We start from the raw sequence: 15,271 nt of genomic DNA on the forward strand, positions 1-15,271 counted from the left end.
TTAGCGCTGATGGTAGTGTGGGGTTACCCATGTGAGAGTAAGTCATCGCCAGCTCATTATTCTAAACACCCCCATTCCAATGAATGGGGGTGTTTTTTTATTGTGTGGAATTTATTCCTACATTCTTTAAATATTAAAATTGATTTTATACAGAAAAACGTAGAACGAAAATGTAATCAGTTAGAAGAAACTGGTTAAATATAGAAGAGCTAATTTTAATTGATAAAAGGTTCTTCTATAAGCTATTATTTTAACTGTCTACGGGCATGTTTTAGAGCAGTTCGAAGACCTTCTTCTAAAGTCGGGTGATAAAAGGGTTTCTCTATAATATCATTTAGCGTTAATTCTTCACCGATTATCCAGCTTAATAAATGGGCCATATGTTCAGTTGCTTCTGTAAATAGCTCAGCACCTAAAAGTTTTTGGCTTTCCCGTTCAATATAAACTTCAATAGCACCTTTATTTTTTCCAAGAACTATAGCTCTTCCTTGTCGTTCATAAGAGGCCTCGCCTATAATAAAATCTATACCTTCATCTTTTAATTGCTTATAACTTTGACCTACGATCGCCATTTCAGGATGACTAAAGACAATTCCCAATGGCGTAAGTGTCTTAACTGAGTTTACCTGTGGATAATTTAAACAGTTATAAACAACTTTTTTACCTTCATGTGCTGCTTCATGTTGTAGTGGCGTTGAGGTGTAAGCGTCACCGACAACAAAAATTGGATATGTATCTAATTGCTTGGTTTTTGCATTTATAGGTAATAACTTAATATCTTTGAATGAATTATCAATATTTTCTAGTTTTAAAGTATTGAGTAAGCTTGTACGCCCTGTTGCAGCTAAAACATATTCAACTTTGAGAGTTTTCTCTGTTCCATCAAGTTTATAGTTTAATAAAACACTTTCCTCACTGACTTTAACCTCACTTGGCAATGTTTCGAATAGTATTGTTAACTCTTTTCCTAGCTCTTCTTGAGCAAGCTGTTGAAGTCTAGAACTAGTCAATATCCCAATTCGTTTACTACGAGCAAAGATTGTAGTTTTTACCCCTAACCGATGCATAGCTTGGGCAATCTCAAGAGCAATTACACCGCTACCAATTACAGCAATGGATTTAGGAAGTGTTTCTAATTCAAATATTTGATCTGTGGTTATAAGCCGATGCTCTAGTTCTTGCTTCCAAGTTTGATCATAACTAGGAGTAGAACCAACCGCCAAAATAAAACTTTTTGATTGATATTGTTTACCGTTAACTTCTACAGTTTGGGTATCAATAAAATGTGCTTTGCCAGAAATTTTATGCTCAGTTGGCCATTGCTCTACATCTTTTAAAGTTGCTTGCGTAAATCGGTCACGTAAGGTCTGCACATGTTGCATCACTTGATCTGTATTAATCTTTGCAGATACGTCTAAAGCAACTTCTTGAGCATTTTGAATATCAAACATGCGGTTGGCTGTTGAAATGAGGACTTTACTTGGCATACAGCCTACGCGAGCACAAGTGGTATCCCATGGTCCATCATTTATAATTAAAATATTATTAGTATGTTTAACGGCTTCTTTATATGCGCTAATACCAGCAGTACCTGCGCCAATAATAATGATATCGAACATTATAAATCCCAGTATCTATAAATTTTCCATTTAATAAGTTACATAATAAAACATAATGTAATTTATGTTTACAGAGTAAGGTGAATATGATTACACTAATAATATAAATAATTAAAAAATCTTATACCTTTAGGAAAGATTGGGGAAATGAAAAGTATGTATAAAAAACAACTTACCTTGAAGTTGTCAGCTATTGCTGTATCAATTATGTTAGCAAGTTGTGGTGGGGGAGGTAGTGATGGTTATTATCAAAATAGCTCATCAAATAGTAACTCATCATCTGGAAGTAATAACAGTGGATCGCAGCAGGCCACTGCTACAGCTTTAAAGATAGAATTAGATAAATTATCAGTTGCAGCGACGAATGATACTCTAACTGTTACTGTAAGAGCTCTAGATATAAATAAAGGTGGTGTGGCTGGTACTAAAGTTAGTTTGAAATTAGAGGATCCAACAAATAATTTATCTATAGAGGGTGTATCAACTCAAACTACAGATGCGGCGGGTAATACTGTTTATATTATAAAAACACCAAAAACATCGAGTTCGATAAATGAGTTGGTGAAAAATGGTTTTAAATTAGTTGCTTCTACAAATAATGGTACGCTTACTCAGGAACAGACTGTAACGGTTACAGGAAATAATAGTAGCGCTGAAGCTGATACCACAAGTATCGTGTTGTTTGATGCTACAAAGACCTCTTTAAATGTTAGAGGTGATCAGACAACTATTACATTAACAGCTGTAGATGCAAATGGTGCAACTTTAGCAAATCAAGCGATCACACTTAAAGTTAAAAACTCAGTCTCAAACGGTGTTAGATTTACACCAAATGCAACTCAAACTGATGCAAATGGCCAGATCACCTATACTTTATCTTTTAATGAAAATCAAAGATCCTCATCATATAGTGCTGCTCAATTTGTAACAGATGATCTTGTTTTAGAAGCTAACTTTGGACAATCAACAAAAATTTATACCTATAAACTTGATGTTGTTAATTCTGATGTGCCAGTAGCAGTAGGTGCAATTGCTGTAGCATATAATCCGACAACTATGGAAGATACAACGGATGGAGTCTATTACTATAAAAATATCTCAGTACAAGTAACTGATGTAGATGGTAAGCCGATACCAAATCAAGATGTAGTTATGGGAGTTAATGCTCTTGCCTATTATAAAGGAGCATTTGATTTTTTTGACACCTCTAATCCTGTGGACGGTAAACCTGATGAATATCTTCCTGCTATCAGAGTCGCATGTACTTCACCGGTTCAAGCGGTAAATGTTAATGGTGAGGTTATTAATCAATTAAAGCCGCTTAAAGAAAATTCTACAGTTCAAGTTGTATCGTATATTAATAATGCTGGTACTGCTGCAACCAATAATAAATATACAACAGACGGGAACGGACGCTTTGACCTTAAGATTCAATATCCTAAAATATATGCATCGTGGTTAACTGTTCAGCTAACGGCTAAATCTACAGTTTCGGGAACTTTAATTAAAGGGTCTACATCTCTTACGTTAGATTATTTGAAAAAGGATGTCACTGTTAGTGATGGTATTGCCCCGAATATATTAAGCCCATATGGAATAGATCCAAATTGTGCAAATGGTAAGTAATATAAAAAGAAGCAGCATGTAAGCTGCTTCTTTTTTAAATGCGTGTACCCATAGTTACACCTACTGTCGGTCGTACTTGCATCGAGGAGCATGCGCTAACGATTAAACAGCTTAAAAGAACGAATATAAATTTATTCATAGAAAAATTAATAAATGAATCAAAAGATATGAATACTCTAAATTAATATTATTTTTAGTTCTGTTGAGTTCATGCAGAGATATGCAAAATAATTTATCAAAAACCCTACTTGAAATAAGAAATAGGGTTTTCAAGAGAATTAATTTCTTAAATTTAGTCGTCTAACAAATCCATTTGTTTTGCTAATTGATATAAATTATTTGAACGGTTTCCTGTACGGCAGAACATCAGCACAGGTTTTGGCAATTCATTATAATGATTGGCAAAAGTACGTACATCTAGCTCAGTAATTTGTCCAGCTACAACAGGTTGATAGACATAGTCTAAGCCTACTTGACGTGCTGCTTCTTCAATCTGAGCGCTTGTAGGTTGTTCTGGGCCGCCTTCCATATCTGGTCGGTTATTAATAATAGATTTAAATCCTTTTTCTACAACTTGGCCAACGTGTTCTGGACCAATTTGACCTGCGAAACCAACATTATCTGACATTTCGTCACTCCAAAATTTAACAAAACCTCTTATGCTGTATCATAGCATTAAGCTTAACCTGAGATACAAGACACTAAAATGTTGTTCCTACATAGATAAAACTTATGTCATAGAACAGCTCTAGATTTTTAAAAGGCGATCAGGATGTTTTTTGTAAATTCATTACTTCGACCATAATGCCACGGAGCACATATGCACGCTTATACGGTTGAGCCTTTATATGTTCCATGTGATCAGGAAATGATCGCAGCTGACTTTTATATTCCAAAAACAAATAATAAATCTGCGGTAATTATCATGGCGCATGGTTTTGCCGGATTGCGTCAATTTAAACTTATTCAGTATGCCCAGCGATTTGCTCAAGCAGGTTACGCTGTTATTTTATTTGATTACAGATATTGGGGCGGCAGTACTGGCAAGCCTAGAGAAATGGTCTCCATCAATTCACAATTAGAAGATTGGAAGACAGTGATTCAATATGCTTCGACTTGTAAACTTGTAGATAACCGAAGGATTGTGCTTTGGGGAACTTCTTTAAGTGGGGGATATGCGCTAAGCCTAGCTTCTGAGTTAAAGAATATTCAAGCAGTTTTAGTACAAATTCCCTATGTAGATGGCGCTGAAACTGCCAAGCTCTATCCTTTGCAGCGCTATCCTCAAGCATTGAAGCTATCAAGTCAGGATTATATGGGATCAAAGATGGGGCTTAATCCAAAGAGATTACCTGTTGTTGATCAACATAACTTATGCTTTATGCCTACAGCAGATAGTTATTATGGCTATTTATCGATTGTAAATCCTGATTATTATTGGAGCGGGGAAGTCCCTGCTCGCGTCTTTTTTAATTTGATGCGATACCGTCCAATTCAGGTTGTACGTCAGATTAATATTCCAGTTTTATTTATTGCAGCCCAAAAAGATTCACTTATTCCTATTGAGTCAAGCCGTGAAGCTGCCACAAATATTGCGCCTTTTGTGAGTTATCATGAATGGGATATGAAACATTTTGATATCTATCACGGTTCATGGTTTGAAAAAGCAGTGACAACCCAATTAGAATTTTTACATCAGCATATAGGAGTGATGTAAATGATTATTGTATGTGCATCGTGTGGTGCTAAAAACCGAGTTCCAGAAGAAAAACTTCCGGAGCAACCAAGTTGTGGGCAATGTCATCAGCCATTACTACCGCTTGCACCAATTGAGCTAAATGAGCAGAATTTTAGTAACTACATCACGAATAGTGATTTACCTATTCTTATAGACTTATGGGCAGAATGGTGCGGACCTTGTAAAATGATGGCTCCACATTTTGCGCAGGTCGCAAAACAAAATCCAGGCGTTATCTTTGCCAAGATTAATACCGAAGAATCTCCTCGCTTGAGCCAAGCTTTTCATGTGAGAAGTATTCCGACACTTGTCTTAATGAATAAAACGACAGAGGTCGCGCGTATTAGCGGGGCATTACGTGCGCCTGAATTGCAACAGTGGCTCGATCAACAACTTCAAACGAATTTCGGGAGCTAAGGTGTCAGAAGCTTATACCAAACCAGAAGGAATTTTATCCTTACAAACGATTGCCATGCCAGCAGATACAAACTGGAGTGGTGATGTATTTGGTGGATGGATTGTGTCACAAATGGACTTGGCTGGAGCAATTCACGCAGAACGTTTCAGTCGTGGTCGCTGTGCTACGATTTCTATTAATCAAATGACCTTTTTGGTTCCGGTAAAAGTTGGCTTTGTCATTAGTTGCTATACCAAAATCTTAAAAGTTGGAAATACTTCTATTCAGATGCAAATTGAAGTTTGGGATAGTCATGATGACTCTCGTGAGCCAATACGCATTACAGAGGGAGTGTTTACCTTCGTAGCAGTAGATGTAAAAGGTAATAAGCGTCAAATACCTGAAGAAGCGAAACAAAAGTTTTTAGAAACTCAATAAGAATTAGAAAGCCTGAATATACGTATTCAGGCTTTAATTTTATTCAAAAGAAAAACTATTTTTTAGAAATTAAAACATCGTATTTGTATTTTTGCTTTGCTCAGGAATATTTTGTATCACATCCCAATGCTCTACGATTTTTCCATTTTCGACACGGAATATATCAACAATCGCTCTTCCTCTGTCTTTTTCGTTTTCAGTGGAATGAACATGTAAAACGACAAGATTACCTTCAGCAATTGCACGTTTAATCTCATTTTTAGCTTGCGGATTCTTTTGGAATTTTTCAGTGAAGAAATTAACAAAAGGCGCTTTCCCATCTGGAACATTAGGATTGTGCTGAATGTATTGTTGACCAATATAGCGGTCTGCATATTCTTTGACTTTATGTTTTAAAAAGACACCTTCATAAAAGTCGGTCACTATTCTTTTGTTTTGAGCACTTACTTTATCAAGAGCTTCTGATTTAGCCGAAGTTACTTTACTGGCTTTAATGTGAGGTTCAGTCGCGTGAGAACTTATTGTTGTAAATATTAAACTGGTAAATAAAGAGGAAAGAATTAGTATTTTTTTCATTTTTAACCTCAAGATATAAAATATTAGTTTTATATCTTGAGGTAAATAACCATCTAAAAATACTTTAGATTAGTTATTATTTCTTACGTTTAGGTAACCATGCCCACAGCATTTGACATTGAATTGGCTCATTGCCTGCGTCATCAATCACAGTAACAGGAATCACAAGTTCACCTTTCTCATTATCTGCAATAAACTTTTGTTGTTCAGCAGACAATGTCGCTGTAGCAGTCAAACCGCCTTCAACCACTTTTAAATAATCTACATGTAATGATTTGATTAATAAAATTCGATTATCAGGAATATGTAAACCGGTTAGAAAACCCGTTGCAGTTTCTGCTAAAAGCGCCATAGCCGCAGCGTGGACGCCTTTAATATGATTCTGCATATTTTTTTGGTTATCTAAACGGACAGTAACGTGGTTTGAGTCTACTTCCAGATAGCGGATGTTTGCTGTACCCACCATTGGCACGATACGACCAAACGCCTTGCTCCAAAGCGTGCTCCGAATACCTTTAGGGAATTTTGAAGTTGCTTTTACCAGTTTTGATAGACGGTTGGATTGAGACATGGGATTACCTTAGCTTTAAATGGCCGACAAGATATTAATCTTTAAAGTTATTAAACTGTAATGGCACACCGAATTGTTGTTCACGTAAAAAAGTCATAACTTGTTGTAAAGTGTCACGCTTTTTATCAGTTACACGAATTTTGTCGCCTTGAATAGAAGATTGCACTTTAACACCACTTTCTTTAATGGCTTTATTAATTTTTTTTGCAGTATCAGAGTCAAGACCGTCTTTAAGTTTAATGACTTGTACAAAATTTTTGCCTGAAGCAGAGGCTTTTTGTGGATCAAGTGCTTGAACATCAATTTTTCGTTTATAAAAATGATTTTCTAACATGTTATAAACTTGTTCACACTGGAAATCACTTTCGGTACTGATTTTGATTTCTTTATTTTTTTCATTTAATTCGATAGAAACATCGTGACCACGAAAGTCAAAGCGTGTGGCAATCTCTTTTTGTGTGTTTTGTACAGCATGATTAACTTCAAATAACTCTAATTCAGAGACAATATCGAAAGAAGGCATAGTTTAGACCTTTACAAAGGGAAAGAATATTTGAGATGCTAAGAGGGTTTTCTTCATTTGCCAAGTGTTGTTTACATCAAAGGAGTGCACAATGATCCGTAAACAAGAAATTACAACATTTGAGTTCCCAGAAAATGCTGTTATCTGGGATGTCCGTGATACTAATGCTTATGCAGAAGGGCATGTTAAAGGTGCGGTGAATCGCCCAATTAATGATTTGAATGCTGATATTTTGAACCAGGTCTCTGCGGGTCAGCCGATTTATATTTTATGTGGTGGTGGTAGCAAAGCTCCTCGTGCAGCTGAGAAACTAGAAGGATTGGATGCCTCGCGTGAATATGTCGTGCTGATGGGCGGGACACGTGCAGCTCGTGATGCCGGCTTGCCTCTAGAGCAGGGCGCATAAAAAAAAGCACCTTCGGGTGCTTTTTTATTGAAGTGAATTATTGCGGTTTAAAATAAGGCTTTTTAGGTTTCACTTTCTTTTGAAACCGTTGAGGATTCAATTTTTGTAATAGGCGGTCCGGTACCGGGCAAGCTTCTCCTAATATTTGAGCAACTAAGATTTCACTGCACAGGGGTGCAAATAAGAAGCCTTTAGAGCCAAGCCCAGCAAAAGTAGCAATTCGGCTATTCTCCTGCATTTTTCCAACCAGAGGAAAATAATCCAAGCTTTGAGCCCGTATAGATGCACGGCCTTGCCATGTCGAAGGTAATGGTAACTTTTCAGCATATTCAGGGAATACACTGTGGATTAATTCAAAGTTATGCACATGGTCTTCGGGAAGTACATCTTGATCTTCACGATTTGGGTAGAAAGACGCACCTAAAATCATTTGTGAAGCATCAAGTTGCATGCAATAGCCGCCATAGCTATACGCTTCATTTAAAGGTAGAGGAGCAAATGTATTATCAACCCAGCTGACTTGTCCACGTATTGGTTTTAACTGTGGATAGCTGTCAAATAAAGCAGCACTTTCTCGAGCACAGCACACAACAACATGGTCTGCTTCTGCAATAATTTCATTATTGGTTTGCAATTGAACTTTATTTTCAGAAGAAATAAGTGCTGTGACATGAGCAATTTTGAGATTGATACATGGATGCTGCAAAATTTCATCACGTAATTGATGTGGTGAGACAGAGCCAGCCTCAGTTAGTAATATGTTTGAGTAATCAGTTTCAAGTGAGTTCGCTGAGTTGGTAACAACTTGAGCTGGATACTGATTTACCAAATCAAGAAGTTCATCTGCATTTTTTAATGCAATTTGCTGGATTTGAAGCGGGCGGAATGCTTTGAAATTTTTATAAAAATTTAAAGCATGTTGCCAACTTAAGGTCATGAGATGTTCATGACTTTGTTCAATTGGGCATAGTTTCGGATTAAGTAATGCCAATGGGTTTCCAGACGCGCCCGATAACGGATTGGTTTGCTCGTATAAGGTCACTTGGTGGCCACGTGCTGCAAATGCCCACGCCGTGCTTAAACCTGCTACACCAGCCCCTATAATCGCAATATGCTGTTGCTCTGTAGCCAATGCGTGGGTTTGTCCTAATTCTGTGGAACCCTGATCAGATTCAGGCAGCTTCCAGACTGCTTTGAGCATTTCTCGTTTATGGCCAAAACCACGTGGACGAGAAATATCGATACCATGTGCTTTTAGTCCACGTTTTAAAATGCCAGCAACACTAAAAGAGGCGAATGTAGTGCCATAACCTGAAAGACGGACAATATTATTTAAAACATTTTGTTCCCACATGTCTGGGTTACAAGATGGTGCAAAGCCATCTAAAAACCAGGCATTCACAGCTTTAGTTTTAGCCATGCTTGGGAAAATCTCTTGCGCATCTCCAAGCCATAGATCGATGCTAAAACGTTCTTTAGGGAAAGTTAAACGATGACATCCAGCAATAGGCAAGGGATATTGTTCAATTAACTGCTCTGCAAACGGTTTAAGTTCATCCCAGACATTTAAAGCGCGAATAAGATCAGCTTTACTTAATGGAAATTTTTCCACGCTAATTGCATGTAAATGGCTTTGATTATTAGGACGGACTTCCTGCCAAAGTTGCCAGAGTGCAAGAATATTTAAACCCGTACCAAAACCGGTTTCTCCTACACTGAAATATTCAAAATCTTTTAAATTGGCTAATCGTTCTGATAAGTCATTACCATTTAGAAAAACATGTCGTGTTTCAAGTAGGCCATTATCTTTAGAGAAGTAGACATCACCAAATTGTTTAGAAATGGGAATCTCGATACCATCGACGAATTCCCAGTCCAGCTCTGCTGTTTGGATACGGTTTGATACGTTCATTGAATTTAATAGATCGCTTGGGATTACCACTGGCGTCGACGTTTTGTATGAATATAACTAGCAATAAAGAAACCTAGCAATACGCCACCTGCTAAGGTAACAGCGCCATATAAAAACATTTGCGCACTTCGTTCGCTTTGTAAGACTTGAACCTGAACAGAGAGATTATCATTTTTTAACTGCAACTCTTGGTTCTGAGCCAATGCTTCAAGATTGGCATGCTCTAACTGCTTTAAGCGAGAGGCTTGATCTTGAACTAAAGCTTTGATTTTTGCGTCTTGCTGTTGCTTATTCTTTGCGAGCTGTTCTGCTGTAAGTGGTTGTGCTGCAGTTGGTGCTGTTTTGACTCCAGTTGCCGATGTTGGAGCTGGTTTAGCGGCTTGAGTTGAAGGCGCACTTGGAGACGGAGTTGCTGGTGTCGCAGCAGGTTCAACTGCTCCAGCAGTTGAACATATCAAACACAAGCCAAGAAAGCTTTTGATTGCAAGCTGCATGCGATTACCCTTTTGGAAATGCTTTATTAAACGGTTTTACATCAACGTGAGCATAAATGCCTTCTTTAAGAAACGGTTCTTCTTTTAACCATTCATCTAATGCTTCGCGACTGTCGAATTCAACAATCATGGTGCTACCAAAGAAGCCTGCTTGCGGATCATTAGGATCTTTTGGCATAGCACCCGCTGCAACAAGGCGGCCTTCATCATCGAGTTTTTGTAAGCGTTCGATATGCTGAGGGCGTACTGCCAAGCGTTTTTCTAAAGTTCCTTCGTTATCGGTACAGCTTAGAACAAAAAAAGGCATGTAATCGTATCTCTATAATTAATCAGGAAGCATTTTAAGCATCTGGTGACTTAAAATGTTTACGTAAAATAATGAACTGAATAATGATAAATGAAAACATCACGATCATGTCACCAAATGCAGTAAATTCGCCCCAATATTTTCCACCGTGAAATAAAAATGCGAAGAAAACATGTAGACAAGACATCACGACAAACATCGCTGCCCAAGCGAAATTGAGATTTTTCCAACCTTTTTCACTCAAATCTAAAATCGGGTCAAATAAGCGTTGAATGAGTGGTTTACGATCTTTACCAAACCAAGGTGAAATCAAGAATGCGCCTGCGAAAACTAAATTTAAAATCGCAGCTTTGAGACGAATATAGAAATCGTCACTTAACATGAGGGTGATACCACCAAAAATGACAGTCATAAACAATACAAACCACTGTTGTTTGTCTAAGCGGAATTTTTGGAAAACGAATAGGGCACCATATACCACAAGCATTGAAATAATTAAGCCAGTAGTCGCTACAAGAATATTATTATTATCGGCACCACCAGCAGACCCGATCAGTTTCAGTAAAGGATGCTGGGTGTCAGTTGGATCAACTGTTTTATATAAATAGAAGAAAATAATTAATGGAACAAAGTCCAGAAGTGCTTTCATGTTAGAGTATCTGATCAGGTTTGGCGAATGGCATAGTATAAAAGATGCAAGGCATAGATTTACATACACATAGCAATATTTCTGATGGAACTTTGTCTCCAGAATTGCTGGTGCAAGCTGCTATAGATGTGAACTTGCATATGTTGGCTTTGACTGACCACGATACAATGGATGGGTTACAGCGTGCAAAAATTGCTGCACAAGATCATGATTTAAATATTATTTCTGGCACAGAAATTTCTAGTCAGTGGTCGCGCCCAAGCACTAAGAAGAGTTATGGTGTACATATTGTTGCTTTAAATATGCAAGATGAAGCACCAATTTTAGAAGCATTAGAACAACAAAAAAGAATTAGAGCGCAAAGAGCTAAAGTGATTTGTGAGCTATTAGAAAAATGTATTGGTTTTCAGATTTATGATGATGTTCTTGCTAAAGTAGAACATCAGGCGGATAGGGTAACAAGAACTCACATTGCTAAAACATTGGTCGAGAAAAGTGTCGTGACTCGTCCTCAACAAGCATTTGATCGTTTCTTAAAAGAAGGAAAACGTGCTTTTGTAAAGTTTGAAGGATTAGGCTTAAAAGAAACCATTGATGTGATTCATCAAAGTAAAGGCTTCGCAGTATTAGCACATCCGACCCGTTATGATTTATCTGCAACTAACGTTCGTTATTTAATTGAATTGTTCGCGACATCAGGTGGAGATGCAATTGAGTTACCTCCACCAATGGAACCTCTATCTACTCGTCAGATGATTGATCGAATGATTGAACAATATCAGTTGGCGGTTTCTATTGGCAGTGATTTTCATGGTGAAAATATGCCATGGATTAAACTAGGAAATACGCCTAAACCTACCGATAAGCAGCATGGGATTTGGGAGCGCTTTGTTTAAACTCTACAGTAGGTTGTTATCCTGAGCTTGAATTGGTGGTGGAGTAGGTTTACCGAGCGTCCCTAAAAGTTCAATCTCGATACTACGTACCATAGCATCTAAGGGTAAGTCATTACTTTGCGTACCGAATGGCTCTTCAATTTCAGAGCTTAGTGCATCTAGACCTAAAAATGTGTATGCCAAAATTCCAACTAGTAAAGGCGTTGCTAATCCAAGTAATGACCCAAGACTAAAAGGCAACATAAAACAGAAAAAATAGACTGTGCGGTTGAGTAAAACTGAATAGGCAAATGGAATGGGCGTATTGGCAATCCGGTCACAGCCAGTTTGTACAACACTTAAATCTGAAACATTTTTATTCATTTGTGCATAGATGATGTCAGAAATTTCACCTTCTTTAAGTGCCTGCAACAATTCCCAGTGAATGAGACTGAGTGTGTACTGAGGAGCATTATTTTGTTGGTAGAGTTGAGTGAGTGCTTGCTGACTCATACCACTGGTTTGTATTAACTCAGTTGGGTTCGCCGTCTGACGACGTAAACGGTCACGCAATACATTAGCAAAAACAATCACATGTTGAATAACACGCTCACGGCGAGCTTGAGTTAAAATACGACAATCGCGGTCAAAATGGCGTGAAGTTGCAATTAGAACGCCCCATAATTTTCGGGCCTCCCACCAACGGTCATAACATGCACTATTTTTAAATCCTAGGAAAATAGAAAGTACGACACCAATGAGCGTGAAGCCAACCAAAGGAATCTCTGGAAAGCGATAAAGATTGATGTATTCGACTCCACCAATGATTGCCGAGATCAGCATCACAACGCCTAGGGATGGCAAAATTTTGGGTAAAATTGTGCCTCGCCAAGAGAATAATACTTTGAAAATACTAGGCTGTTCCCGAACAATCATTTTATTTTAAACATCGCTATTTTTGTTTTGATCTTCTAGGCTTAGTGTTACTTTGTCAATATCATTGAACTGATATTGTTGTTGGGTTGAGCAGTTGTTGTTCAGCAAAGGAAAAGCTCCCTTCAGGTGAGATAATAAAGTGGTCAAGCAGACGAATTTCGACAAGCTGACAAGCCCGTTCAAGTTGCTGAGTTAAGGCAATATCTTCGGAAGACGGTTGTGCTGAACCAAATGGATGATTATGTGCAATAACGAGCTGGCAAGCATGTTGCTGTAAGGCGTAGCGTAAGGTTTGATTGACCGAAACTGCGCAATGCTGAACTGAACCAAAGAATAGCTTTTTAAAATGAAGCTTTCTTAGTTCTGGATCTAGACACAAAACAGCAAAGACTTCTTGTTTCTCACCCTTTAGTTCATAGCGCAGATAATCCAACACTAGATCTGATGAATGGAGGCTGAGATTATTTGTCTGGAAGTGATGATTGAGATAACGCCGTCCAAGTTCTTTGACTGCCAGCAATTGTGAATATTTCGTTGCCCCAATGCCATTAAATTGAGTTAACTCACTAAATGAGGCATCAAACACTGCATTAAGGTTACCGAAGTGCTGAATGAGTAAACGAGATAACTCGACTGCTGAATATTGCCTTGAACCTGAGCGAAGAAAAATCGCCAGTAGCTCAGCATCTGATAGACTTTGTGGACCTTGTTGTAATAACCGTTCTCTTGGCCGTTCTTGTTCAGGCCAATTTTTAATAGAAGTATTCATATTCCCCAGCATTATTCGCTTAAAATTTTATTTTGTTTGCCCAATCAATCTTGGGTCTGCGCGTATTTAATGCTATTGTGAGCGCCACTGCAACAGAAAGGTATCCTGTTCGTGAGCTTTGATCTAAGCGTTATTCCTCATAAAAACATTGTTTTAGCTGTTACTGGCGGAATTGCTGCCTATAAAAGTGCCATCTTAGTCCGCCGTCTCAAAGATTATGGCTTTGACGTGCGAGTGGTGATGACACATGGTGCGCAGGCATTTATTACACCATTAACTTTTCAGGCTCTTTCTGGTAATCCTGTTCATACTGAACTTCTAGACCCAGCGGCTGAAGCAGGTATGGGACATATTGAATTAGCACGTTGGGCTGATTTATTACTAGTCGCACCTGCAAGTTGTGACACATTGGCTAAATTTGCGAATGGTTTGGCAGATGATTTACTCAGCACGGTGTTTTTGGCAACAAAATCTCCTGTCTGGGTAGCTCCGGCGATGAACCAGCAAATGTGGGCGGCTAAAGCAACTCAACGTAATTTGCAAACCTTAGTCGAAGATGGCGTACATGTGATCATGCCGGATGCGGGTGAGCAGGCTTGTGGTGATGTCGGCTTAGGCCGTATGCCTGAGCCAGAAGAAATTGCTCGCCAAGTTGCAGGCTATTTCCATCAAGCTCAACGTGCCATCGCTGAGAAATTTGGGCTGTTGGCAGGTAAGCGAGTAGTTATTACTGCTGGGCCGACACGTGAAGCGATTGATCCTGTGCGTTATATCTCAAACCATAGTACTGGAAAAATGGGCTTTGCTTTAGCCGCTGCTTGTTATGCTGCTGGCGCGCAAGTGACTCTGATTGCTGGACCTGTAAGTTTAGATACGCCAAATGGTGTTCAACGTGTAAATGTTGCTTCAGCACGACAAATGCTTGACGTCAGTATGAGTTCTCTAGAAACAGGCTGCGATATTTTTATTGCAACTGCCGCAGTCGCAGACTATCGCGTAGCAGAAGTTGCTGAGCATAAAATTAAGAAAGCAGGGGATGAGTTGAATGTTTCCCTTGTAAAAAATCCAGATATCGTGGCGACAATCGCAGGTCAGGAAAAACGTCCATTTATGGTGGGCTTTGCCGCCGAAACGCAGAATGTTGAAGAATATGCGGCAGGAAAACTTGTTGCTAAAAAACTAGACATGATTGCCTGTAACGATGTATCACGTGCTGATATTGGGTTTGCTTCTGATGAGAATGCGATGACAGTTTTCTTTGCTGAAAGCTATCACATGAAAAAGCGTGAGTTAGAGAAAGCATCTAAGCAAGAAATTTCTCAACAATTGGTTGAAGCAATTTCGGATGCCCTGCGCCGTAAATAAATAATTTTTGAATCAAATAAAAAAACCGCGAATGAATCGCGGTTTTTTTATTTGTCTTAATTTAGACAGC

19 protein-coding genes are annotated in these 15,271 nt (G+C 38.4%); 8 read left to right on the top strand and 11 right to left on the bottom strand.

Going from position 1 to position 15,271, the window contains the following annotated elements; all coding sequences use genetic code 11:
• Nucleotides 1-198, top strand: a 198-nt coding sequence (locus KTI79_RS13725) for a hypothetical protein (RefSeq protein ID WP_213034783.1), incomplete at its 5' end; no start/stop codon positions are given.
• Between the two features lie 47 nt (nt 199-245).
• On the opposite strand, the gene KTI79_RS13730 is transcribed toward KTI79_RS13725, so the two are convergent.
• Complete coding sequence (locus KTI79_RS13730; RefSeq protein WP_086265242.1) at nt 246-1,619, bottom strand: dihydrolipoyl dehydrogenase; 1,374 nt, start codon at nt 1,617-1,619, stop codon at nt 246-248.
• A gap of 147 nt (nt 1,620-1,766) precedes the next feature.
• Here KTI79_RS13730 and KTI79_RS13735 point away from each other — a divergent pair, with 147 nt between their 5' ends.
• A complete protein-coding gene (locus tag KTI79_RS13735; protein ID WP_086265241.1) occupies nt 1,767-3,245 on the top strand; it encodes an Ig-like domain-containing protein in 1,479 nt (492 codons plus the stop codon).
• Between the two features lie 292 nt (nt 3,246-3,537).
• Here the strand turns inward: KTI79_RS13735 and KTI79_RS13740 are convergent, their stop codons facing one another.
• A complete protein-coding gene (locus KTI79_RS13740; RefSeq protein ID WP_002116083.1) occupies nt 3,538-3,873 on the bottom strand; it encodes a TIGR01244 family sulfur transferase in 336 nt (111 codons plus the stop codon).
• Nucleotides 3,874-4,065: 192 nt separating this feature from the next.
• Here KTI79_RS13740 and KTI79_RS13745 point away from each other — a divergent pair, with 192 nt between their 5' ends.
• Genes KTI79_RS13745 through KTI79_RS13755 form a run of 3 tightly spaced genes read left to right on the top strand, consistent with a single transcriptional unit; the run spans nt 4,066 to nt 5,818 of the window.
• A complete protein-coding gene (locus KTI79_RS13745) occupies nt 4,066-4,962 on the top strand; it encodes an alpha/beta hydrolase (protein WP_005064153.1) in 897 nt (298 codons plus the stop codon).
• Entirely contained in the window at nt 4,963-5,400 is a 438-nt protein-coding gene (trxC, locus tag KTI79_RS13750) for a thioredoxin TrxC (protein ID WP_005050212.1), read from the top strand.
• A gap of 1 nt (nt 5,401) precedes the next feature.
• On the top strand, nt 5,402-5,818 hold the full coding sequence (locus KTI79_RS13755; RefSeq protein WP_002116010.1) for an acyl-CoA thioesterase: 417 nt from the start codon (nt 5,402-5,404) through the stop codon (nt 5,816-5,818).
• 69 nt (nt 5,819-5,887) lie between these two features.
• Here the strand turns inward: KTI79_RS13755 and KTI79_RS13760 are convergent, their stop codons facing one another.
• The 3 genes from KTI79_RS13760 to KTI79_RS13770 form a co-directional block, all read right to left on the bottom strand.
• Nucleotides 5,888-6,394, bottom strand: coding sequence for an ester cyclase (locus tag KTI79_RS13760; protein WP_086265240.1), 507 nt, complete (start codon nt 6,392-6,394; stop codon nt 5,888-5,890).
• 76 nt (nt 6,395-6,470) lie between these two features.
• A complete protein-coding gene (locus KTI79_RS13765) occupies nt 6,471-6,965 on the bottom strand; it encodes a DUF4442 domain-containing protein (RefSeq protein WP_005804736.1) in 495 nt (164 codons plus the stop codon).
• A 34-nt stretch (nt 6,966-6,999) separates the two neighbouring features.
• The gene (locus KTI79_RS13770; RefSeq protein WP_032055429.1) at nt 7,000-7,488 is read right to left on the bottom strand and encodes a YajQ family cyclic di-GMP-binding protein; all 489 of its coding nucleotides are present in this window, start codon (nt 7,486-7,488) and stop codon (nt 7,000-7,002) included.
• 91 nt (nt 7,489-7,579) lie between these two features.
• On the opposite strand from KTI79_RS13770, the gene KTI79_RS13775 reads away from it, so the two are divergent.
• The gene (locus KTI79_RS13775; RefSeq protein ID WP_002116171.1) at nt 7,580-7,894 is read left to right on the top strand and encodes a rhodanese-like domain-containing protein; all 315 of its coding nucleotides are present in this window, start codon (nt 7,580-7,582) and stop codon (nt 7,892-7,894) included.
• 37 nt (nt 7,895-7,931) lie between these two features.
• Here KTI79_RS13775 and mnmC read toward each other — a convergent pair whose 3' ends face one another.
• From mnmC to KTI79_RS13795, 4 genes are read right to left on the bottom strand one after another with little or no spacing between them, the layout of a single operon-like run.
• Nucleotides 7,932-9,806 (bottom strand): FAD-dependent 5-carboxymethylaminomethyl-2-thiouridine(34) oxidoreductase MnmC, encoded by a 1,875-nt coding sequence (gene mnmC / locus KTI79_RS13780; protein ID WP_086265239.1) that lies wholly within the window; start codon nt 9,804-9,806, stop codon nt 7,932-7,934.
• A 23-nt stretch (nt 9,807-9,829) separates the two neighbouring features.
• The gene (locus KTI79_RS13785) at nt 9,830-10,300 is read right to left on the bottom strand and encodes a hypothetical protein (RefSeq protein WP_068612020.1); all 471 of its coding nucleotides are present in this window, start codon (nt 10,298-10,300) and stop codon (nt 9,830-9,832) included.
• Between the two features lie 4 nt (nt 10,301-10,304).
• Complete coding sequence (locus KTI79_RS13790; RefSeq protein WP_068612022.1) at nt 10,305-10,607, bottom strand: YciI family protein; 303 nt, start codon at nt 10,605-10,607, stop codon at nt 10,305-10,307.
• Between the two features lie 34 nt (nt 10,608-10,641).
• Entirely contained in the window at nt 10,642-11,256 is a 615-nt protein-coding gene (locus KTI79_RS13795) for a septation protein IspZ (protein WP_033850634.1), read from the bottom strand.
• Nucleotides 11,257-11,300: 44 nt separating this feature from the next.
• On the opposite strand from KTI79_RS13795, the gene KTI79_RS13800 reads away from it, so the two are divergent.
• The gene (locus KTI79_RS13800) at nt 11,301-12,152 is read left to right on the top strand and encodes a PHP domain-containing protein (RefSeq protein ID WP_086265238.1); all 852 of its coding nucleotides are present in this window, start codon (nt 11,301-11,303) and stop codon (nt 12,150-12,152) included.
• A gap of 3 nt (nt 12,153-12,155) precedes the next feature.
• Here KTI79_RS13800 and KTI79_RS13805 read toward each other — a convergent pair whose 3' ends face one another.
• Complete coding sequence (locus KTI79_RS13805; protein WP_069141498.1) at nt 12,156-13,067, bottom strand: bestrophin family protein; 912 nt, start codon at nt 13,065-13,067, stop codon at nt 12,156-12,158.
• Nucleotides 13,068-13,128: 61 nt separating this feature from the next.
• On the bottom strand, nt 13,129-13,848 hold the full coding sequence (gene radC, locus KTI79_RS13810; RefSeq protein WP_086265237.1) for a RadC family protein: 720 nt from the start codon (nt 13,846-13,848) through the stop codon (nt 13,129-13,131).
• A gap of 99 nt (nt 13,849-13,947) precedes the next feature.
• Here radC and coaBC point away from each other — a divergent pair, with 99 nt between their 5' ends.
• Complete coding sequence (gene coaBC / locus KTI79_RS13815) at nt 13,948-15,201, top strand: bifunctional phosphopantothenoylcysteine decarboxylase/phosphopantothenate--cysteine ligase CoaBC (protein WP_002116235.1); 1,254 nt, start codon at nt 13,948-13,950, stop codon at nt 15,199-15,201.
• The last annotated feature ends 70 nt before the right edge of the window (nt 15,202-15,271 follow it).

It is taken from the genome of Acinetobacter sp. WU_MDCI_Abxd143, assembly GCF_025514195.1.
Classification (GTDB): Bacteria; Pseudomonadota; Gammaproteobacteria; order Pseudomonadales; family Moraxellaceae; genus Acinetobacter; species Acinetobacter pittii_H.

Coding starts and splice junctions, on each gene's coding strand:
- KTI79_RS13760 (WP_086265240.1), bottom strand. CDS start 6,394: ATGAAAAAAATACTAATTCTTTCCTCTTTATTTACCAGTTTAATATTT.
- KTI79_RS13745 (WP_005064153.1), top strand. CDS start 4,066: ATGCACGCTTATACGGTTGAGCCTTTATATGTTCCATGTGATCAGGAA.
- trxC (WP_005050212.1), top strand. CDS start 4,963: ATGATTATTGTATGTGCATCGTGTGGTGCTAAAAACCGAGTTCCAGAA.
- KTI79_RS13805 (WP_069141498.1), bottom strand. CDS start 13,067: ATGATTGTTCGGGAACAGCCTAGTATTTTCAAAGTATTATTCTCTTGG.
- KTI79_RS13730 (WP_086265242.1), bottom strand. CDS start 1,619: ATGTTCGATATCATTATTATTGGCGCAGGTACTGCTGGTATTAGCGCA.
- KTI79_RS13735 (WP_086265241.1), top strand. CDS start 1,767: ATGAAAAGTATGTATAAAAAACAACTTACCTTGAAGTTGTCAGCTATT.
- KTI79_RS13785 (WP_068612020.1), bottom strand. CDS start 10,300: ATGCAGCTTGCAATCAAAAGCTTTCTTGGCTTGTGTTTGATATGTTCA.
- KTI79_RS13800 (WP_086265238.1), top strand. CDS start 11,301: ATGCAAGGCATAGATTTACATACACATAGCAATATTTCTGATGGAACT.
- KTI79_RS13790 (WP_068612022.1), bottom strand. CDS start 10,607: ATGCCTTTTTTTGTTCTAAGCTGTACCGATAACGAAGGAACTTTAGAA.
- KTI79_RS13740 (WP_002116083.1), bottom strand. CDS start 3,873: ATGTCAGATAATGTTGGTTTCGCAGGTCAAATTGGTCCAGAACACGTT.
- mnmC (WP_086265239.1), bottom strand. CDS start 9,806: ATGAACGTATCAAACCGTATCCAAACAGCAGAGCTGGACTGGGAATTC.
- KTI79_RS13770 (WP_032055429.1), bottom strand. CDS start 7,488: ATGCCTTCTTTCGATATTGTCTCTGAATTAGAGTTATTTGAAGTTAAT.
- KTI79_RS13795 (WP_033850634.1), bottom strand. CDS start 11,256: ATGAAAGCACTTCTGGACTTTGTTCCATTAATTATTTTCTTCTATTTA.
- radC (WP_086265237.1), bottom strand. CDS start 13,848: ATGCTGGGGAATATGAATACTTCTATTAAAAATTGGCCTGAACAAGAA.
- KTI79_RS13765 (WP_005804736.1), bottom strand. CDS start 6,965: ATGTCTCAATCCAACCGTCTATCAAAACTGGTAAAAGCAACTTCAAAA.
- KTI79_RS13775 (WP_002116171.1), top strand. CDS start 7,580: ATGATCCGTAAACAAGAAATTACAACATTTGAGTTCCCAGAAAATGCT.